Source organism: Kineococcus deserti (assembly GCF_050871945.1).
Taxonomy (GTDB): Bacteria; Actinomycetota; Actinomycetes; order Actinomycetales; family Kineococcaceae; genus Kineococcus.
Map to the genome: position 1 here is coordinate 76,123 of NZ_JBJLSI010000015.1, position 15,726 is coordinate 91,848.

16 protein-coding genes are annotated in these 15,726 nt (G+C 73.4%); 9 read left to right on the forward strand and 7 right to left on the reverse strand.

Annotation, left to right across the window (positions count from 1 at the left end; all coding sequences use genetic code 11):
• Position 1: 1 nt before the first annotated feature.
• Positions 2 to 919 carry a carbohydrate ABC transporter permease gene (locus ACRYR2_RS13355; protein ID WP_432563358.1) on the forward strand — a complete coding sequence of 306 codons (918 nt, stop codon included), beginning with the start codon at positions 2 to 4 and terminating at the stop codon, positions 917 to 919.
• A 149-nt stretch (positions 920 to 1,068) separates the two neighbouring features.
• Here ACRYR2_RS13355 and yczR read toward each other — a convergent pair whose 3' ends face one another.
• Positions 1,069 to 2,487 carry a MocR-like transcription factor YczR gene (gene yczR, locus ACRYR2_RS13360; protein WP_432563359.1) on the reverse strand — a complete coding sequence of 473 codons (1,419 nt, stop codon included), beginning with the start codon at positions 2,485 to 2,487 and terminating at the stop codon, positions 1,069 to 1,071.
• Positions 2,488 to 2,547: 60 nt separating this feature from the next.
• On the opposite strand from yczR, the gene yczE reads away from it, so the two are divergent.
• From yczE to ACRYR2_RS13375, 3 genes are all read left to right on the forward strand, one after another.
• Complete coding sequence (gene yczE, locus ACRYR2_RS13365; RefSeq protein WP_432563360.1) at positions 2,548 to 3,189, forward strand: membrane protein YczE; 642 nt, start codon at positions 2,548 to 2,550, stop codon at positions 3,187 to 3,189.
• Entirely contained in the window at positions 3,171 to 3,449 is a 279-nt protein-coding gene (locus tag ACRYR2_RS13370) for a YciI family protein (protein ID WP_432563361.1), read from the forward strand. The genes yczE and ACRYR2_RS13370 overlap by 19 nt, the downstream gene beginning before the upstream one ends.
• A gap of 156 nt (positions 3,450 to 3,605) precedes the next feature.
• Positions 3,606 to 4,106 carry a DUF4383 domain-containing protein gene (locus ACRYR2_RS13375; RefSeq protein WP_432563362.1) on the forward strand — a complete coding sequence of 167 codons (501 nt, stop codon included), beginning with the start codon at positions 3,606 to 3,608 and terminating at the stop codon, positions 4,104 to 4,106.
• Position 4,107: 1 nt separating this feature from the next.
• Here ACRYR2_RS13375 and ACRYR2_RS13380 read toward each other — a convergent pair whose 3' ends face one another.
• From ACRYR2_RS13380 to ACRYR2_RS13395, 4 genes are read right to left on the reverse strand one after another with little or no spacing between them, the layout of a single operon-like run.
• Positions 4,108 to 5,070: an ABC transporter ATP-binding protein gene (locus tag ACRYR2_RS13380; protein ID WP_432563363.1), complete on the reverse strand. Its 963-nt coding sequence runs from the start codon at positions 5,068 to 5,070 to the stop codon at positions 4,108 to 4,110.
• A complete protein-coding gene (locus ACRYR2_RS13385; protein WP_432563364.1) occupies positions 5,067 to 5,873 on the reverse strand; it encodes an ABC transporter permease in 807 nt (268 codons plus the stop codon). Before ACRYR2_RS13385 ends, ACRYR2_RS13380 begins: the two co-directional genes overlap by 4 nt.
• Positions 5,866 to 6,660: an ABC transporter permease gene (locus ACRYR2_RS13390; RefSeq protein ID WP_432563365.1), complete on the reverse strand. Its 795-nt coding sequence runs from the start codon at positions 6,658 to 6,660 to the stop codon at positions 5,866 to 5,868. The genes ACRYR2_RS13385 and ACRYR2_RS13390 overlap by 8 nt, the downstream gene beginning before the upstream one ends.
• A gap of 26 nt (positions 6,661 to 6,686) precedes the next feature.
• Positions 6,687 to 7,355: an NUDIX hydrolase gene (locus tag ACRYR2_RS13395; RefSeq protein ID WP_432563366.1), complete on the reverse strand. Its 669-nt coding sequence runs from the start codon at positions 7,353 to 7,355 to the stop codon at positions 6,687 to 6,689.
• Between the two features lie 88 nt (positions 7,356 to 7,443).
• Between ACRYR2_RS13395 and ACRYR2_RS13400 the strand changes: the two genes are divergently transcribed.
• The 5 genes from ACRYR2_RS13400 (at position 7,444) to ACRYR2_RS13420 (ending at position 13,972) form a co-directional block, all read left to right on the forward strand.
• Positions 7,444 to 8,448, forward strand: a complete 1,005-nt coding sequence (locus tag ACRYR2_RS13400; protein ID WP_432563367.1) for an SPFH domain-containing protein — start codon at positions 7,444 to 7,446, stop codon at positions 8,446 to 8,448.
• Positions 8,445 to 9,326: an NAD(+)/NADH kinase gene (locus ACRYR2_RS13405; protein ID WP_432563368.1), complete on the forward strand. Its 882-nt coding sequence runs from the start codon at positions 8,445 to 8,447 to the stop codon at positions 9,324 to 9,326. Before ACRYR2_RS13400 ends, ACRYR2_RS13405 begins: the two co-directional genes overlap by 4 nt.
• A 125-nt stretch (positions 9,327 to 9,451) precedes the next feature.
• Complete coding sequence (locus ACRYR2_RS13410; protein ID WP_432563369.1) at positions 9,452 to 12,313, forward strand: FAD-binding and (Fe-S)-binding domain-containing protein; 2,862 nt, start codon at positions 9,452 to 9,454, stop codon at positions 12,311 to 12,313.
• Positions 12,314 to 12,392: 79 nt separating this feature from the next.
• Positions 12,393 to 12,836: a HutD/Ves family protein gene (locus ACRYR2_RS13415; RefSeq protein ID WP_432563370.1), complete on the forward strand. Its 444-nt coding sequence runs from the start codon at positions 12,393 to 12,395 to the stop codon at positions 12,834 to 12,836.
• A complete protein-coding gene (locus ACRYR2_RS13420) occupies positions 12,833 to 13,972 on the forward strand; it encodes an FAD-dependent oxidoreductase (RefSeq protein WP_432563371.1) in 1,140 nt (379 codons plus the stop codon). Before ACRYR2_RS13415 ends, ACRYR2_RS13420 begins: the two co-directional genes overlap by 4 nt.
• Before the next feature lie 85 nt (positions 13,973 to 14,057).
• On the opposite strand, the gene ACRYR2_RS13425 is transcribed toward ACRYR2_RS13420, so the two are convergent.
• On the reverse strand, positions 14,058 to 15,062 hold the full coding sequence (locus ACRYR2_RS13425; protein WP_432563372.1) for a TIGR03557 family F420-dependent LLM class oxidoreductase: 1,005 nt from the start codon (positions 15,060 to 15,062) through the stop codon (positions 14,058 to 14,060).
• Entirely contained in the window at positions 15,059 to 15,613 is a 555-nt protein-coding gene (locus ACRYR2_RS13430) for a type 1 glutamine amidotransferase domain-containing protein (protein ID WP_432563373.1), read from the reverse strand. Before ACRYR2_RS13430 ends, ACRYR2_RS13425 begins: the two co-directional genes overlap by 4 nt.
• Between the last annotated feature and the right edge of the window lie 113 nt (positions 15,614 to 15,726).

The window sequence follows — 15,726 nt, forward strand, 5'->3', positions numbered from 1 at the left end:
CATGGCCACGATGACGGAACCCGCGACCGCCGCCGCCGACCAGCTGCGGATGAGCCGCCGGAGCGAGGCGAACGGGCGGGCGGAGAGCCGCACCAAGCTGACCCTGTACTGGCTGGGCGGAACGCTGGCCGCGCTGGTCTTCCTGGTGCCGCTGGTGTGGTCGGTGCTGCGGTCCTTCCAGAGCAACGACGCGATCGTCTCCACCACGCCGAGCCTGTCGGAGCTGATGCGCTTCACGGGGGAGAACTTCCGGTCCCTGTTCACCGGCGACGCGGACATCGTCCGCGCCGTCGCGAACAGCCTGGTCGTGGCGATCAGCACGGCGGTGCTCACCGCCGTGCTGGCGACGCTGGCCGGGTACGGTTTCGGGCGCTTCCGGTTCCGTGGCCGCAACGTCCTCTTCGGTCTGGTCGTGGTGACGATGATGGTGCCGTTCCAGGCGATCATCACCCCGCTCTACCTGCAGATGAACGCGATGGGTCTCACCGACTCCCGGCTCGGGCTGGTGCTGTTCTACTCGACGGTCAACCTGCCGTTCGGCGTGTTCGTCATGCGCAACGCCTTCGAGTCGATCCCCTCCGAGATCGAGGACTCCGCCCGCGTCGACGGGGCCGGCACGATGCGGTCGCTGGTCTCGGTGCTGCGGCCGATGCTCGTGCCGGGGATGGCGACGAGCGCGCTGTACGCGTTCCTGGCCAGCTGGACGGAGTTCCTGGGCGCGCTGACGTTCCTCACCGACGACCGCAAGTACACGCTGCCGCTCTCGCTGGTCAACCTGCAGTCGGGGGCGTACGGGGCGGTGAACTTCGGTCACCTCGTGGCCGGCGCGGTGGTCGCGATGATCCCGTGCGTCATCCTCTACGTGGCGCTGCAGCGGTTCTACGTCGCCGGCCTGGCCTCGGGAGCCGTCAAGGGTTGACAGTGCTCGATCACCGAAGTGCTTGATCACCGAAGTGCTTGATCACGGTGGGATGGGGATCCCGGCCCGCCGTGATCAAGCACTTCGGTGATCAAGCACGGTCGAACACGATCACGATCCAGCACGGTTCGAGCACGACGGCCTGCGCGTCACACGATCACCTCGAACGGGCGGGGCGCGGGGACGGCGGAACCGACCTCGCGCCACGCCCGGGCCAGGAGCGGCACGGTGGCGCGCAACGTGTCGGGGTCCGCGCCGAACGGCAGGCGCAGGTAGCGCTCGAAGGCGCCGTCCACGCCGAACCGCGGCCCGGCCGTCAGGTGCACGCCGTGCCGGCCCGCGGCCACCACGAGGGCCGAACTCACCGCGGCGCCCAGGTTGACCCACAGGGCCAGCCCGCCCGCGACCTGCGGAACCTCCCACTGCGGCAGGTGCCGGGCGAGTTCGTCGGTGAGCGCGTCCCGGCGGGCCCCCAGCTCCCGGCGTCGCGCCTGCAGGATCGTCGGGAGCTGCGGCAGGCAGCGGGCGACGACGAGCTGGTCCAGCACCGGTGTGCCCAGTTCCCACGGGGAGCGGTGGGCCGCCAGGTTCCGGACGGTGGCCGCGTCCGCGCGGACCCAGCCGATCCGCAGTCCGCCCCACAAGGACTTGGCGACCGATCCGACGTGCAGGACGTCGGCGGGGAAGGGCGGTGGGACCTCGCCCTCGATCGCGAGGTCGTTCGTCGTCTCGTCGACGACCAGGCGGGTGCCGTGCCGGCGGGCGAGTTCGCACAGCCGCCGTCGCTGGTCCGGCGGCATCACGGCCCCCGTGGGGTTCTGGAATCCCGGCATGAGGTAGGCCAGGGCGGGGCGGGTGCGGGCGAACGCCTCCTCGAGCGCTGTGAAGTCCCAGCCGCCGGGACGTCCCGGCAGCCCGGCGGTCACGGGCACGGCGACGGGGCGACCGCCTGCTGCGCGCACGGCGTCGAGGGCGTGCGGGTACCCCGGTGACTCGACGAGCACCCGGTCCCCGGCGGTGGTGAGCGTCCGGCCGACGAGTCCCACGGCGTGCTGAGCGCCCAGGGTCACGAGGACCTCCTCCGGCGCGGTGGGCAACCCGCGGCGGGTGTACCGCTCCGCGATCGCGGCCCGCAGGACGGGGACGCCGAGCAGTTCGTAGCCGTCGCCGGGCAGGTGGGCGGCCAGGTCCCCGGCGGCCGCGAGCGCCGCCTCGCCGACCTCGGGCGCGGCGGGCAGCACCGCTCGGGTGAGGTTCACGGCGAGGGTCCCCGGTGCGCCGTCCGGCGGCGGCGAGGCGGCGGGCAGCGAGATGACGCTGCCCGAACCGCGGACGCTGCGGACGTACCCGTCCTCGCGCAGCCGGGCGTAGGCGGCCGCCACGGTCGTGCGGCTGACCGCGAGGGCCTGCGCGAGTTCGCGTTCGGCGGGCAGCCGGCTGCCGGAGGTGATGCGCCCGTCGACCAGCAGCAACCGGATCCTGCCCGCCAGGGACTGCAGGGCTGGGCCGCCGGCGCTGCGCCAGTCGCCGAGGAGCTGACCGAGGCCGGAGGCGGAGAGTGCGGGCACCAGGCCACTCTACGCGGATTGGCTCTGTCTCCCGGGCGTGAGGTGCAGTCCAATCAGAGGGTGAGAAGTCCACTGCGCCGCGTCGCGCGGCTCCTGCTCGGTCTGGTCCTGTACGGCGTCGCCGAGGGCCTCATGGTGCTCGCCGGGATCGGCGTGGGGCCGTGGACGGTGTTCGCCCAGGGGTTGTCGCGGCTGACCGGCGCCGGGGTCGGGTGGCTCACGAACGTCATCGGCCTGGCGGTGCTGCTGCTGTGGATCCCGCTGCGGCAGCGGCCGGGGGTGGGCACGGTGCTGAACGTGCTGCTGGTCGGGACGGCCATCGAGCTGACCGTGGACCTGCTGCCGGCCCCCGGGGTGCTGTGGGCGCGGGTTCCGCTGTTCGCCTCCGGGTTGGTGCTGCTCGCGGTGGCCAGCGGCGTCTACCTCGGCGCGGGTCTGGGTCCCGGGCCGCGCGACGGGCTCATGACCGGCCTGCACGCGCGAACCGGCCGGCCGATCTGGCTGTGCCGCGGTGCGGTCGAGGTCTCGGTTCTGGTGGCGGGCTGGTCGCTCGGCGGGAACGTCGGGGTGGGAACGGTCGCCTTCGCCTTCGGGATCGGCCCGCTCGTCGGCTTCTTCCTGCCGCTCCTGGACCCGGCGAGGCGCCGCCCCGCCGTCGTGCCCGCCGTCGATAGCGTTGCGCCATGCCCTACTTCGTCGTGACCTACACCTACAGCCCCGACACCGAGACCCGGAACGCCGTGCGTCCGGCGCACCGTGAGTGGCTGGCCGCCCAGGACTCCCTGCTGCTGTCCGGCCCCACCGACGCCGACGGGGCGTTCCTGGTCTTCGAGGGCGCGGACGCCGCGGCGGTCGAGGAGCTGCTGGACGCCGACCCGTTCGCCACCGACGGCCGGGTCATCGCGGGCCGCTCGGTGGTCGGGTGGACGCCGGTGCTCGGGCGGTTGACGTCGGCGTTGTGAGCCGTCGGTCGGGGACCTCCGCACGGCGGAGGTCCTCGACCGAATCGTGACCTTCTCCGGGGTGCTTCGCGCACGGGTGCTGCCTACCGTGGAGACAGGTCGAACCCACGGCCGTCCCACGCCGGGTCGGTCCCGGCCGTGCTCGGAGGAGATCCCGTGAACACCAGAACGTCCACGTCCTCTGACCTCTCGGTCCGCCGGTCTCCCGTCTCGACCGCGGCCCTGCTGGTCGGTGCCACCTTCCTGCTGGTCGGGGTGCTGGGGTTCATCCCGGGCATCACGACGGACTACCACACGATGGGCGCAGCCGGGCACGAGTCGATGGCGATGCTGCTCGGCGTCTTCCAGGTGTCGGTCCTGCACAACATCGTGCACCTGGCGTTCGGCGTCCTCGGGATCCTGGCCTCGCGCCGGGCGTCCCTCGCCAAGAGCTACCTCATCGTCGGTGGGGTGGTGTACCTCGCCCTGTGGATCTACGGGATGGTGATCTCCCAGGACAGCGCGGCGAACTTCGTCCCGCTGAACTCCGCCGACAACTGGCTGCACCTGGTCCTGGGGATCGGCATGGTCCTGCTGGGACTGGTGCTGCCGCGCCGGACGTCGACGGGAACGGCCGAGACGTACTCCGGGCCCACCGCCGGCGGACGCCTGCAGTGACTCAGCCGGCTGAGTAGAGCTGGCGCAGGACGTCGGCGATGTCCGGTTCCTCCACCGACAGGTCCCGGACGTCGGCCCGGCGCGACACCTGCGCCAGCACCGCGGCCGCGGTCGTCTCCTCGGCCGAGAACGCGTACCGCAACCGCAACCCGCCGGCCTCGACGGCCAGCAGTTCCGCGCCGTCGACCGGCACGGGCGCGGACGGTTCGCGCAGGTCCACGACGAGGACGCGACGGGCCCCGACCCGGCGCACGAGCCCGGGCAGGTCGCCGTCGTAGGCGGCGCGGCCGCGGTCCACGACCAGCACCCGGTCGCACAACCGCTGCACGTCGCCCATGTCGTGCGTCGTCAGCAGCAGCGTCGTGCCACGCTCGGCGCGCTCGGCGCGCAGGAACTGCCGCAGCCGTTCGCTGGACAGCACGTCCAGGCCGATGGTCGGTTCGTCCAGCAGCAGCAGTTCGGGGGAGTGCAGGAGGGCCGCGGCGACCTCCCCGCGCATGCGCTGGCCCAGCGACAGCTGCCGCACCGGGGTGGTGAGGAACTCGGCCAGCCCGAGGCGTTCGTCGAGGTCGGCCAGCCGGGGTCCCCAGACGCCCGCGGGCAGCCGGTGGATGGCGGCCAGCAGCCGGAACGACTCGCTCAACGGCAGGTCCCACCACAACTGGCTGCGCTGGCCGAACACCACCCCGATCCGGCGGGCGAGGTCGCGCCGGCTGGCCACCGGGTCCAGGCCGCAGGTCCGGACGGTGCCGGAGGTGGGCACGAGGATGCCGGTGAGGAGTTTCACCGTGGTCGACTTGCCGGCCCCGTTGGCGCCGATGAACCCCACGGACTCGCCCGGTTCGACGCGCAGCGACAACCCGTCGACGGCCCGCACGACGCGGCGGCGCCGGCGGAACCGGCGGTCGGTCTTCTCCCGCACGACGTACTCGCGGACCAGGTCGGTCACCTGCAGGGCGCTCACGACCCGCTCCCGGTGTAGTGCCGGATCCCCGCGCGCCACAGCAGGAGCGCGACCAGCCAGAGCGCGAGCGCCGCGGCCGGCGAGAGCCAGCCCAGCCAGGCCGGCAGGCCCGCGGGACCGGGTTCGCCGAGCAGCGCGAGCACCGGCAGGTAGGACACGAACGCGGTGGGCACGACGTAGCAGAACAGCCAGCGCAGCGGCGTGGAGTACAGCGACGACGGGTACTGCGCCGCGTTCGAGCCCCCGTAGGTGATGGTGTTCACGGCTTCCTTGCCGTCCAGCAGCCAGAACTGGCAGGCGCCGGCGATGACGAACACCGCGCAGAAGATGGCCGTCCCGCCGACCACCGCGACCGCCAGCAACGCCACCGCGCGGGTGTCGAGGACGATCCCCGTGTGCGGCCACGCGAGCGCCAGCACGACCGCTCCGACGACCACCCGGCCGATGCGGCGCAGCGAGACGTCGGAGGTCGCCAGTTGCGCCAGCACCGGCAGCGGTCGCAGCAGGAACGCGTCGAGGGTTCCGGTCCGCACGTGCGTGGGCAGGCTGTCGAGGTGCCCGACCAGCAGGTCGGCGAGGGCGAACGTGACGTTGGCCAGGGCGAACACCAGCGAGGCCTCCCACACGTCCAGACCGCCCAGCGTGGTGGCCTGTGAGAACACGACGTAGATGGTCGCGAACTCGCTCACGCCGACGCCGACGTTGGCCAGCAGGTCGGCCGCGAACGAGGTGCGGTAGGCCAGTTGCGACCGGATCCGGGAGCCCAGGACGGCGCGGTAGGCCGCCAGCGTGGTCTCAGCCACCCTGCACCACCAGCCGGCGGGCACCCACGGCCAGCAGCAGCCGCCCGGCCACCAGCAGGGCGGCCAGCCAGCCCAGCTGGACGGCGATCGACCGCAGCGCCTCCAGCCCCGCGGTGCGGCCGAGGAAGACGTCGACCGGGGTCTGCAGCATCGAGGGGAAGGGGGTGGCGTGGGCGAGGGTGCTCAGCCACCCCGGGAACCAGCCGACCGGGATCGCCAGCCCGGTCAGCACGGTGGCCACCACGGTGTAGAGCATGATGATCCCGCGCACCTCGGTGAGCCAGAACGCCGTGAGGTTCACCAGCCAGCGCGCCGCGAACGACACCGAGACGCCCAGCACGGCGCAGCAGATCCCCAGGACGTAGGGCAGGGGTCCGGTGGGCAGCGCCAGGCCGGTCAGCAGGGCGCCGAGCAGCACCGGCGGAACCCCGCGGGGCAGGAACGTGAACGCGGCCCGGCCCAGGTCGGTCGCCCACGCCGCCAGCTGCGGGTCCACCGGCCGGGCCAGGTCGACGGCGATGTCGCCGGTCCGCACCCGCCGGGCGACCTCGTCGTCGGCGAACACCGACACCGGCGCCAGCAGGGCCTGGGTGACCCAGGCGAAGGTCGCGGCCTGCGCCGCGTCGTAGCCCGCGACCGCCCCACCCGCAGAACTCACGGTGCCGACCAGCACCGCGGCCTTGATGGCGCCGAACACCGAGTTCGTCAGCGCTCCGGCGGCGGTCGCGGCCCGGTACGTCGACCACCTGCGGAACCCCGCCACGACCAGGGCGGGGTAGGCGGACACGGTCTTCGACCCTAGTGCAGCAACGCTCAGCGCAGAAGCGGCGGATGCAGGGACGTCGCCGGGCCGCGGCGGAAGACCTGCGCCGGACGGCCGCCGTCGCGCGTGGTCGTGGCACCGGTGGGTTCGAGGAAACCGGCGGCGCCGGTGACCTTGCGGTGGAAGTTCCGCGGGTCGAGCGGGGTGCCCCAGACGGCCTCGTAGACCCGGCGGAGTTCGGCGACGGTGAACTCCTCGGGGCAGAACGTCGTGGCCAGCGGGGAGTACTCCAGCTTGGCGCGGGCGCGTTCGACGGCGTCGGCGAGCAGCCGGTCGTGGTCGAAGGCCAGTTCGTGCGCCTCGGCGACGGGGAACCAGCGGGCGTCGGCGGCGTCGGTGCCCGCGTGCGGCGCGGGCAGGTCGGGGGCCAGGGCCAGGTAGCAGACCGTGACGACGCGCTGGCGCGGGTCGCGGCCGGGAGTGCCGTAGCTGGCGAGCTGCTCGAGGTGGACGAGCCCGCGGGGCAGGCCGGTCTCCTCGGCCAGTTCGCGTTCGGCGGCCCGGGGGAGGTCCTCGTCGGGGCGCACGAACCCGCCGGGCAGGGCCCACCGGCCCAGGAAGGGTTCCTCGCCGCGTTCGACGAGCAGCACCGACAACGCGCCCGCGCGGACGGTCAGGACGGCCAGGTCCACGGTCACGGCGACGGAGGGGTAGGTCACCCCGTCAGCCTAACGACTTGTCGTCGACTTGACGATTATGGCAGGGCGGGGGTTATCGTCATTTCGACGACAAGCACTGGAGGAACCGATGGCCGACATCACCCGCTACCCCTTCGCCCGGCACCTGCGCAGCACGCCCACCACGCACGTCATCCACCACCGCCGCGGCCGGCTCGCGCACTCCGGCACCGGCCAGGCGTTCTGGTTCCGGCCGCTGAGCGCGACGCTGTCCGAACTGCCCGTCGACGACCGCGAACTGCCGCTGGTCCTGCACGCCCGCACCGCCGACTTCGTCGACGTCACCGTCCAGGCCACCGTCACCTTCCGCATCGAGGACCCCGGCCTGGCCGCCACCCGCGTCGACTTCTCCCTGGACCCGGGCACCGGCCGCTGGCGTGCGGCTCCGCTGCAGCAGATCGCGGGCCTGCTCACCGAGACCGCCCAGCAGCACGTCCTCGACGTCCTGGCCACGCTGCCGCTGCGCGAGGTCCTCGTCTCCGGCGTCGCCCTGACCCGCGAACGCATCACCGCCGGTCTCCTGGCCGACAGCCGGCTGGCCCAGACCGGGCTCGCCCTCGTCGACGCCCGCGTCGTCGCCGTGCGCCCCGACCCCGACGTCGAGAAGGCGCTGGGCACCCCCACCCGCGAACAGCTGCAGACCGAGGCCGACCGTGCCACCGCCGAACGCCGGGCGCTCGCCGTCGAGCGTGAACGCGCCATCAGCGAGAACGAACTGCAGAACAAGATCGAGCTGGCCCGGCGCGAGGAACAGCTCGTCGCGCAGAAGGGCGCCAACCAGCGCCGCAGCGTGCAGGAGGCCGCAGCCGCCGACGCCGTCCGCACCACCGCCGAGGCCGAGCGGGAGGAACGGCTGGCCCAGGCGCACGCCACCGCCCGCCGTGTGCAGGGCGAGGCCGAGGCCGCCGCCGAGGCCGCACGGATGGCCGCGATCGCCGGCACCCCGCCGGAGGTCCTGCTGACCCTGGCGCTGCGCGAGTTCGCCGGACAGCTGCCGAACGTGGGCACCCTCGTGCTCACCCCGGACGTCGTGACCGGGGCCCTGACGAAGCTGGCGGCGGGGGTGCAGGCGTGAGCCTGGCGCCCCGGGCCGTGCTCGTGCACCGGCGGACGGCGTACGAGCAGGCGGTGGCCCGCCACGGCACCCCCGGTGCCGCCGACTTCTTCCTGCGCACCCGCGGCCGCTCCCTGGACGAGCTGGCCACGGCCGACGAGGAGCAGCGGCAGGCGCTGGCGACCGTCGCCGCGGCCGTCCCCGCCGACTGGCGCAGCGGATCGGTCGAACGCGGCGAGCTGTCGCGCTTCCTCTTCGCCCCCGAGGACGTCGTCGTGGTCGTCGGGCAGGACGGCCTGGTGGCCAACGTCGCCAAGTACCTGTCCGGCCAGCCCGTCGTCGGCATCGACCCCGCGCCCGGCCGCAACGCCGGCGTGCTCGTCCCGCACCACGCCGCACAGGCGCGGGACCTGCTGCAGCGCAGCACCTCCGGTGGTCCGGTCGAGCTGCGGACGATGGTCTGCGCGAGGACCGACGACGGCCAGGAACTGCACGCCCTCAACGAGGTCTTCGTCGGCCACCGCAGCCACCAGACCTCCCGCTACGTGCTGGGGTGCGCCGGCCGCCGCGAGGAGCAGGCCTCCAGCGGCGTCGTCGTCGGCACCGGGACGGGCGCCACCGGCTGGCTGGCGTCGCTGGCCCGTGCCCGCGGTGGAGCCGCCCTGCCGGCCGCGACCGACCCCGCCCTGGCCTGGTTCGTGCGCGAGGCCTGGCCCTCGCCGACCACCGGCGCCGACCTGGTCGTGGGTTCCCTGGGCCAGGACGCGCTGACGCTGGACGTGCTGTCCGACGAGCTCGTCGTCTTCGGCGACGGCCTGGAGGAGGACCGGCTGACCGTCAGCCGCGGCCAGCGCCTGCACGTGCAGGTCAGCGACCGCCGCCTCGCCCTGCTGCGCTGACCCGGCGATCGAGGACCCGGCCCCGGCCCGCGCCTGCTCGAATCCTCGATCACCGGAGTCGAATCCTCGATCGCGGAGGAGGAGGGCGTACCGGAGCACACGGCTGGCGGCGTCACACTGAGCACGTGACCCTGATCGACGACACCCGGGCCACGGCCGCTGCGGCTGCCGGTGCCGACCTGCTCACCGCCCTGAACGCCGCGCTCGGCACCGACCCCGCCTCCGGGATCGTCGACGCCTCGACGCGGCGGCGCGCGGAGTACACGACCGACGCCTCGAACTACCGCGTCGTGCCGCAGGTCGTGGTCTTCCCCCGCAGCGTCGAGGACGTCGAGGCCGTGTGGGCGGTCTGCCGCGACCTGGGGGTGCCGTTCACCTCCCGCGGGGCGGGGACGTCGGTGGCCGGCAACGCCATCGGCTCCGGTGTCGTGCTGGACTTCTCCCGGCACCTGAACCGGGTGCTGGACATCGATGCGGAGTCGATGACCGCGCTGATCGAACCGGGCGTGATCCTGGACGACCTGCAGCGGCAGGCCGCGCCCCTGGGGCTGCGGTTCGGTCCGGACCCCTCCACGCACGCCCGCTGCACCGTCGGCGGGATGATCGGCAACGACGCCTGCGGTTCGCACGCGCTGGCCTACGGCCGCACCTCGCACAACGTCGTGGCGCTGGAGGTGCTGGACGGGCACGGCCGGCGGTTCTGGACCGACGCCCCGCCGGCCGACCTGCTGGAGGAGCTGCGCGGGGTCGCCTCGCGGCACCTGGCGATGATCCGTACCACGTTCGCGACGTTCGGCCGGCAGGTCTCCGGCTACGCCCTGGAACACCTCCTGCCCGAGACGGGGGGCCCGACGGGGACGGCGCTGGCCCGGCTGCTGACCGGGTCGGAGGGCACGCTGGCCACGATCCTGCGCGCCCGGGTGCGGCTGGTGCGGCAGGCGCCCTCGACGACGTTCGTGGTGCTCGGCTACGCCTCGATGCACGAGGCGGCCGACGCGACCCCGGGACTGCTGGCGCACGCCCCGCTGGCCGTGGAGGGCATCGACCGGCGACTGGCCGACATCGTCGTGCGCCGCGGCGGTTCGGTGGACGGGCTGCCCGGCGGCAACGGCTGGCTGTTCGTGGAGATGGGCGGGGAAACCCCCGAGGAGTCCCTGGCCGCGGCGCGGGCGATGGTCGCCGATTCCCAGGCGCTGGACTCGGTGGTCATCCCCACCGCGGCCGAGGCGCGCACGTTGTGGCGCATCCGCGAGGACGGCGCCGGCCTGGCCGGGCGGTCCCCGGAGGGGCAGCCGGCGTGGCCGGGCTGGGAGGACGCCGCGGTCCCGCCCGCGAGGTTGGGCGAGTACCTGCGCGAGTTCGACGCGTTGATGGCCTCCCACGGCGTGGACGGCCTGGCGTACGGGCACTTCGGCGACGGCTGCATCCACGTCCGCATCGACTTCCCGCTGTACGAGAACGGCGGCGGGCAGAAGGCGAAGGACTTCCTGGAGGACGCCGCACGGCTGGTCGCCAAGCACGGCGGGTCGCTGTCGGGGGAGCACGGCGACGGCCGGGCGCGCGGTGGGCTGCTGCCGTTGATGTACGACGGCGAGGCGATCTCGGCGTTCGAGGAGGTCAAGCGCGCCTTCGACCCGGCCGACCTGCTGAACCCCGGGATCATCGTGCGGCCCGCCGACGTCGCCGCGGACCTGCGGGTTCCGGCGGCGAAGAAGTCCCACGCGCTGGGGATGCCGTTGAAGTTCGGGTACTCCCGGGACGAGGGCGACCTGACCCGCGCGGTGCACCGCTGCGTCGGCGTGGGCAAGTGCCGCGCCGACTCCGGTGGCGTGATGTGCCCGTCGTACCTGGCCACCGGCGACGAGAAGGACTCCACCCGCGGCCGGGCCCGGTTGCTGCAGGAGATGGTCAACGGAACCCTGGTCACCGACGGCTGGAAGTCGCAGGAGGTCAAGGACGTCCTGGACCTGTGCCTGTCCTGCAAGGGCTGTTCCGCCGACTGCCCGGCCGGGGTGGACATGCCGACGTACAAGTCCGAGTTCCTGGACAAGTTCTACGCGGGCCGGTTGCGGCCGATGAACCACTACCTGCTGGGCTGGCTGCCGCGGTGGTCGAAGCTGGCGACCGTGCACGGGCTGGCGACCAAGGTCGTCAACGCGCTGACGAGCGTTCCGGCGCTGGCGTGGACGGCGCGGGCCGTCGGCGGGGTGGACCAGAACCGGCCGTTGCCGCGGTTCGCCGAGGAGACGTTCCGCACCTGGTTCGCCGAGCGTCCCGAGACGGACGGGGAACCGGTGCTGCTGTGGGTGGACTCCTTCACCGAGCACTTCTCGCCCGAGGTCGGGCGGGCGGCGGTGGAACTGCTGGAGCACCTCGGTTTCTCGGTGCGGTTGACCGGGAAGCAGGTGTGCTGCGGGCTGACGTGGGTGTCGACCGGGCAGCTGGACGGGGCCAAGCGGCAGTTGCGGTCCTCCCTGGACGCCCTGGGCACCTCGAACATCCCCGTGGTCGGGTTGGAACCGTCGTGCACGGCGCTGCTGCGCGAGGACGCGGCCGAACTGCTGCCCGACGACCCGCGCGCGCACGCCCTGGAACGGCGGGTGAAGACCCTGGCCGAGCTGATCACCGAGCAGCGTCCGGACTGGATCCCGCCGCGAGTGGACACCAGGGCCGTGGTGCAGCCGCACTGCCACCAGCACGCCGCGATGGGTTTCGGTCCCGACGCCAAGCTGCTGGAGAAGGCCGGGGTCGACGCGCAGGTCCTGTCCGGGTGCTGCGGCCTGGCCGGCAACTTCGGCGCGGAGAAGGGGCACTACGACGTGTCGGTGAAGGTCGCCGAGCACGCCCTGCTGCCCGCGCTGCGCGAACGCGGCGACGCGGTCGTGGTGGCCGACGGGTACTCCTGCCGGACCCAGTCCGACAACCTCGCCGGGGTGCGGCCCAAGCACCTGGCCGAACTGCTCGCCGAGGCCCTGCCGGAGCGGTGAGCCCGTGCGCGACGTGCGGATCCGCCGGCGGGGCCACCGGAGCGCCCGCCCGCACTCCGGGGTCGGGCATCCTGAGCCGGTGCGAACGGTCAGCTACGACGACGTCCCCGACCAGCCGTGGCGCAACGGAGGTGGGACGACGCGTGAGCTGCACCGCGACGGGCGGTGGCGGCTGAGCATCGCCACGATCACCGCCCCGGGGGAGTTCTCGGTCTTCCCCGGGGTCGACCGCACGTTCGTGGTCGCCCGGGGCAGGCTCGTCCTGACCGTCGCCGGGGTCGCGCATCCGCTCGGTCCCGGCGACCTGCTCCGGTTCGCCGGCGAGGACGTCGTGACGGCCGCGCCCGACGGCGAGGTCACCGCCGTCAACGTCATGGCCAACCGTCCCCACCGGGCCGATGTCCGGGTGGGGGAACCGGGCACGGCGGAGGCCGTCGTCGACCTGGCGACCCTCCAGGCGCACTTCGCGGTGGCTCCCGGGGACGTCCGTGCCCGAGGCGTCGTGGTGGAAGGGATCTCGTGAGTTCCGCGCAGTTCCTCGTCGTCGGGGCCGGGCTGGCCGGTGCCTCGACCGCCTGGCGGCTGGCCGACCGCGGGTTCTCCGTCACCCTCGTCGAACGCGACGTCCCGGCCTGCGCGCACGGCAGCTCGCACGGCTCGGCGCGGATCTTCCGGTACGCCTACCCGGAGCGGGCCTACGTCGACCTCGTCGGCGCATCCGAACCGGGCTGGGCCGAACTGTCGGCGGTGCACGGTGCGCCGCTCATCACGCGGACCGGGGCCCTCGACTTCGGTTCGGACCGCCATCCCCACGACCTCGCCACGGTGCTGGAGGCGGCCGGGGTCGACCACGAACTCCTCCCGCAGGAGCAGGCGCGTGAACGGTGGCCGCAGATCGCCTTCGACAGCGACGTCCTGCTGCACGCGGCGGGCGGGGTGCTGGACGCCGAGTCCACGGTGGGAGCCATGGTCGCCGCCGCACGGGCGAAGGGGGCGCAGGTGCTCACGGGCTGGCCGCTGCAACGGCTGGAACGCACCGGGCCGGGTTTCACCGCGCACGCCCTCGACGGGCGCACCGTGCAGGCCGGGCGGGTCGTCGTCAGCGCCGGCGGCTGGCTGCCCGAGCTGCTCGGGAACCTGTCGCTGCCGTCGGGCTTCCTCGGGGCCTTCCCCGCACTGGAGGTCCGGGAGGAGAACGCGTTCCACTTCCCCTACCGCGACGGCGGTGGGTCCGCGTGGCCGACGCTGATCCACCGGCGCCGCAGCGGCTACGTCTACGCACTCCCCGGTGGCCGGGACGCGCAGTTCCGCGGCCAGAAGGTCGCCGAGTTCAACGCCGGGCGCGTCCTGACCTCGGCGTCGACCCGGTCGGGCGTCGTCGACCCGGCGAACCGCGAGCGGGTCGTGGAGCACGTCCGCCGGTTCCTGCCCGGCCTGGAACCCGAGCCGTACGCCGAGACGACCTGCCTGTTCACCAGCACCCCGACCGAGGACTTCGTGATCGACGAGGCCGACGGCGTGACCGTGGTGTCGCCGTGCTCGGGGCACGGGGCGAAGTTCGCGCCGCTGCTGGGCGAGATCGCCGCCGACGTCGCGCTGGGCACCGGGTCGGTCCCGGAGCGGTTCCGGGTGGGGTCGGCGCCCGTCCGCGGCGGCTAGCCCGACCGTGGTCGCACACTCCGGACCGGGAGTGCACGACCACGGTGGGGTCAGGGGTGCGGCGAGCCCGGGCACCCCTGCGGCGTCAGCTGGGGGAGGGGTCCGTCCCCTGCGCGGCCTCGCGCAGCGCGGGGACGATGTCGCTCCTGGCCGCCTCGAGGAACCCCTGCTGGTGCTCCCCGCCGATCTGCACGAGGGCGAGGTCGGTGAAACCGGCCTCGAAGTACGCCGACGCGGCTTCGACGATCGCGTCCACGTCGTTGCCGCAGGGGATCTGCTGCGCGACGTCCTCGGGCCGGACGAACTGCGTCGCCCCGGCGAAACCCGCCGTCGTGGGCAGGTCGGCGTTCACCTTCCAGCCGCCGGCGAACCAGCGGAACTGCTCGTGGGCCCGGGCGATGGCCGCGTCGCGGTCGGCGTCCCAGCTGACCGGCATCTGCCCGATCTTGCGGCTGGCGGTCTGCCCGGGTTCACGCGCGGCGTCCCACGCGCCGAGGGCGGCCTCCGGCTCGACGGCGATCGCGTGGTCGGCGAGCGGGGAGAACCGGGTGGCGGACTTCTCGCCGCTGATCGCGACCGCGATCGGCACCCGGTGCTCGGGGACGTCCCACAGCCGGTGCGAGTCGACGCGGAAGTAGTCGCCGGCGTAGGTGAGCAGTTCGCCGTCGAAGAGGTTGGAGATGATCTCGGTGGCCTCCACGAGCATGTCCTGGCGTTCCTCGACGGCCGGCCAGCCCTGCCCCACGACGTGCTCGTTGAGGTTCTCACCCGAACCCAGCCCCAGGACGAACCGGCCCTCGGACAGGATCTGCACCGTCGCGGCCTTCTGCGCGATGACGGCCGGGTGGTAACGGATCGTGGGGCACGTCACGTACGTCATGAGTTCGACGCGCGAGGTGACCACGGCCACGGCGCCCAGCACCGACCAGGCGTAGGGGGCGTGGCCCTGCGTCGTCAGCCACGGCGAGGCGTGGTCGGAGAACGCGATCGAGTCGAAACCGGCCTCCTCGGCGGCCTGCGCGTCGCGCACCAGCCAGCGGGGGTCGGACTGCTCGCTCATGCAGGTGTAGCCGATGCCGACGGGGCTCATGCGAGCGCCTCCAGGAGAGCCCCGGTGAACGCGGGCAGGTCGTCGGGCTTGCGGCTGGTGATGAGGGGGCCGGGACCGTTGCGGTCCACGACGACCTCCTCGTCGACCCAGTCGGCCCCGGCGTTGCGCAGGTCGGTGGCCAGCGAGGGCCACGACGTCATGCGCCGGCCACCGAGCACGTCGGCCTCGGCCAGCGTCCACGGCGCGTGGCAGATCGCCGCGATCGGCCGGACGGAGGCGGCGAACTGCTGCACGAACTTCACCGCCGACAGGCTCGTGCGCAGGGCGTCGGGGTTGGCGACGCCACCGGGCAGCACGAGGGCGGCGTACTCCGACGGGCTCGCGTGGTCCACCACGACGTCCACCTCGAAGGTGTCGGCCTTGTCGAGGTGGTCGAAGGCCTGGACCGAACCGGGCCGGGTGGAGATGAGCACCGGCTCACCCCCCGCTTCCTGCACGGCCTTCCACGGCTCGGTCAGCTCCACCTGCTCGATGCCCTCGGTCGCCACGAGGAATGCGACCTTCCTACCCGTCAGCGATGCGTCCGTCATGTCCTCAACGCTCGCACCGGATGGCGGCGTCGGCATCCGGGAAGGGGCCACTCCCCCTCCGGGAGCGGGCGTGGAAGGATCGCCCTGCCAGAGCCGCCAGACGGAGGAGTCCC

Bases quoted from the DNA above. Each gene is read 5' to 3' on its own strand.
- ACRYR2_RS13355 (WP_432563358.1), top strand. From the start codon at position 2: ATGGCCACGATGACGGAACCCGCGACCGCCGCCGCCGACCAGCTGCGG.
- ACRYR2_RS13370 (WP_432563361.1), top strand. From the start codon at position 3,171: ATGCCCTACTTCGTCGTGACCTACACCTACAGCCCCGACACCGAGACC.
- ACRYR2_RS13400 (WP_432563367.1), top strand. From the start codon at position 7,444: ATGGCCGACATCACCCGCTACCCCTTCGCCCGGCACCTGCGCAGCACG.
- ACRYR2_RS13425 (WP_432563372.1), bottom strand. From the start codon at position 15,062: ATGAGCCCCGTCGGCATCGGCTACACCTGCATGAGCGAGCAGTCCGAC.
- ACRYR2_RS13430 (WP_432563373.1), bottom strand. From the start codon at position 15,613: ATGACGGACGCATCGCTGACGGGTAGGAAGGTCGCATTCCTCGTGGCG.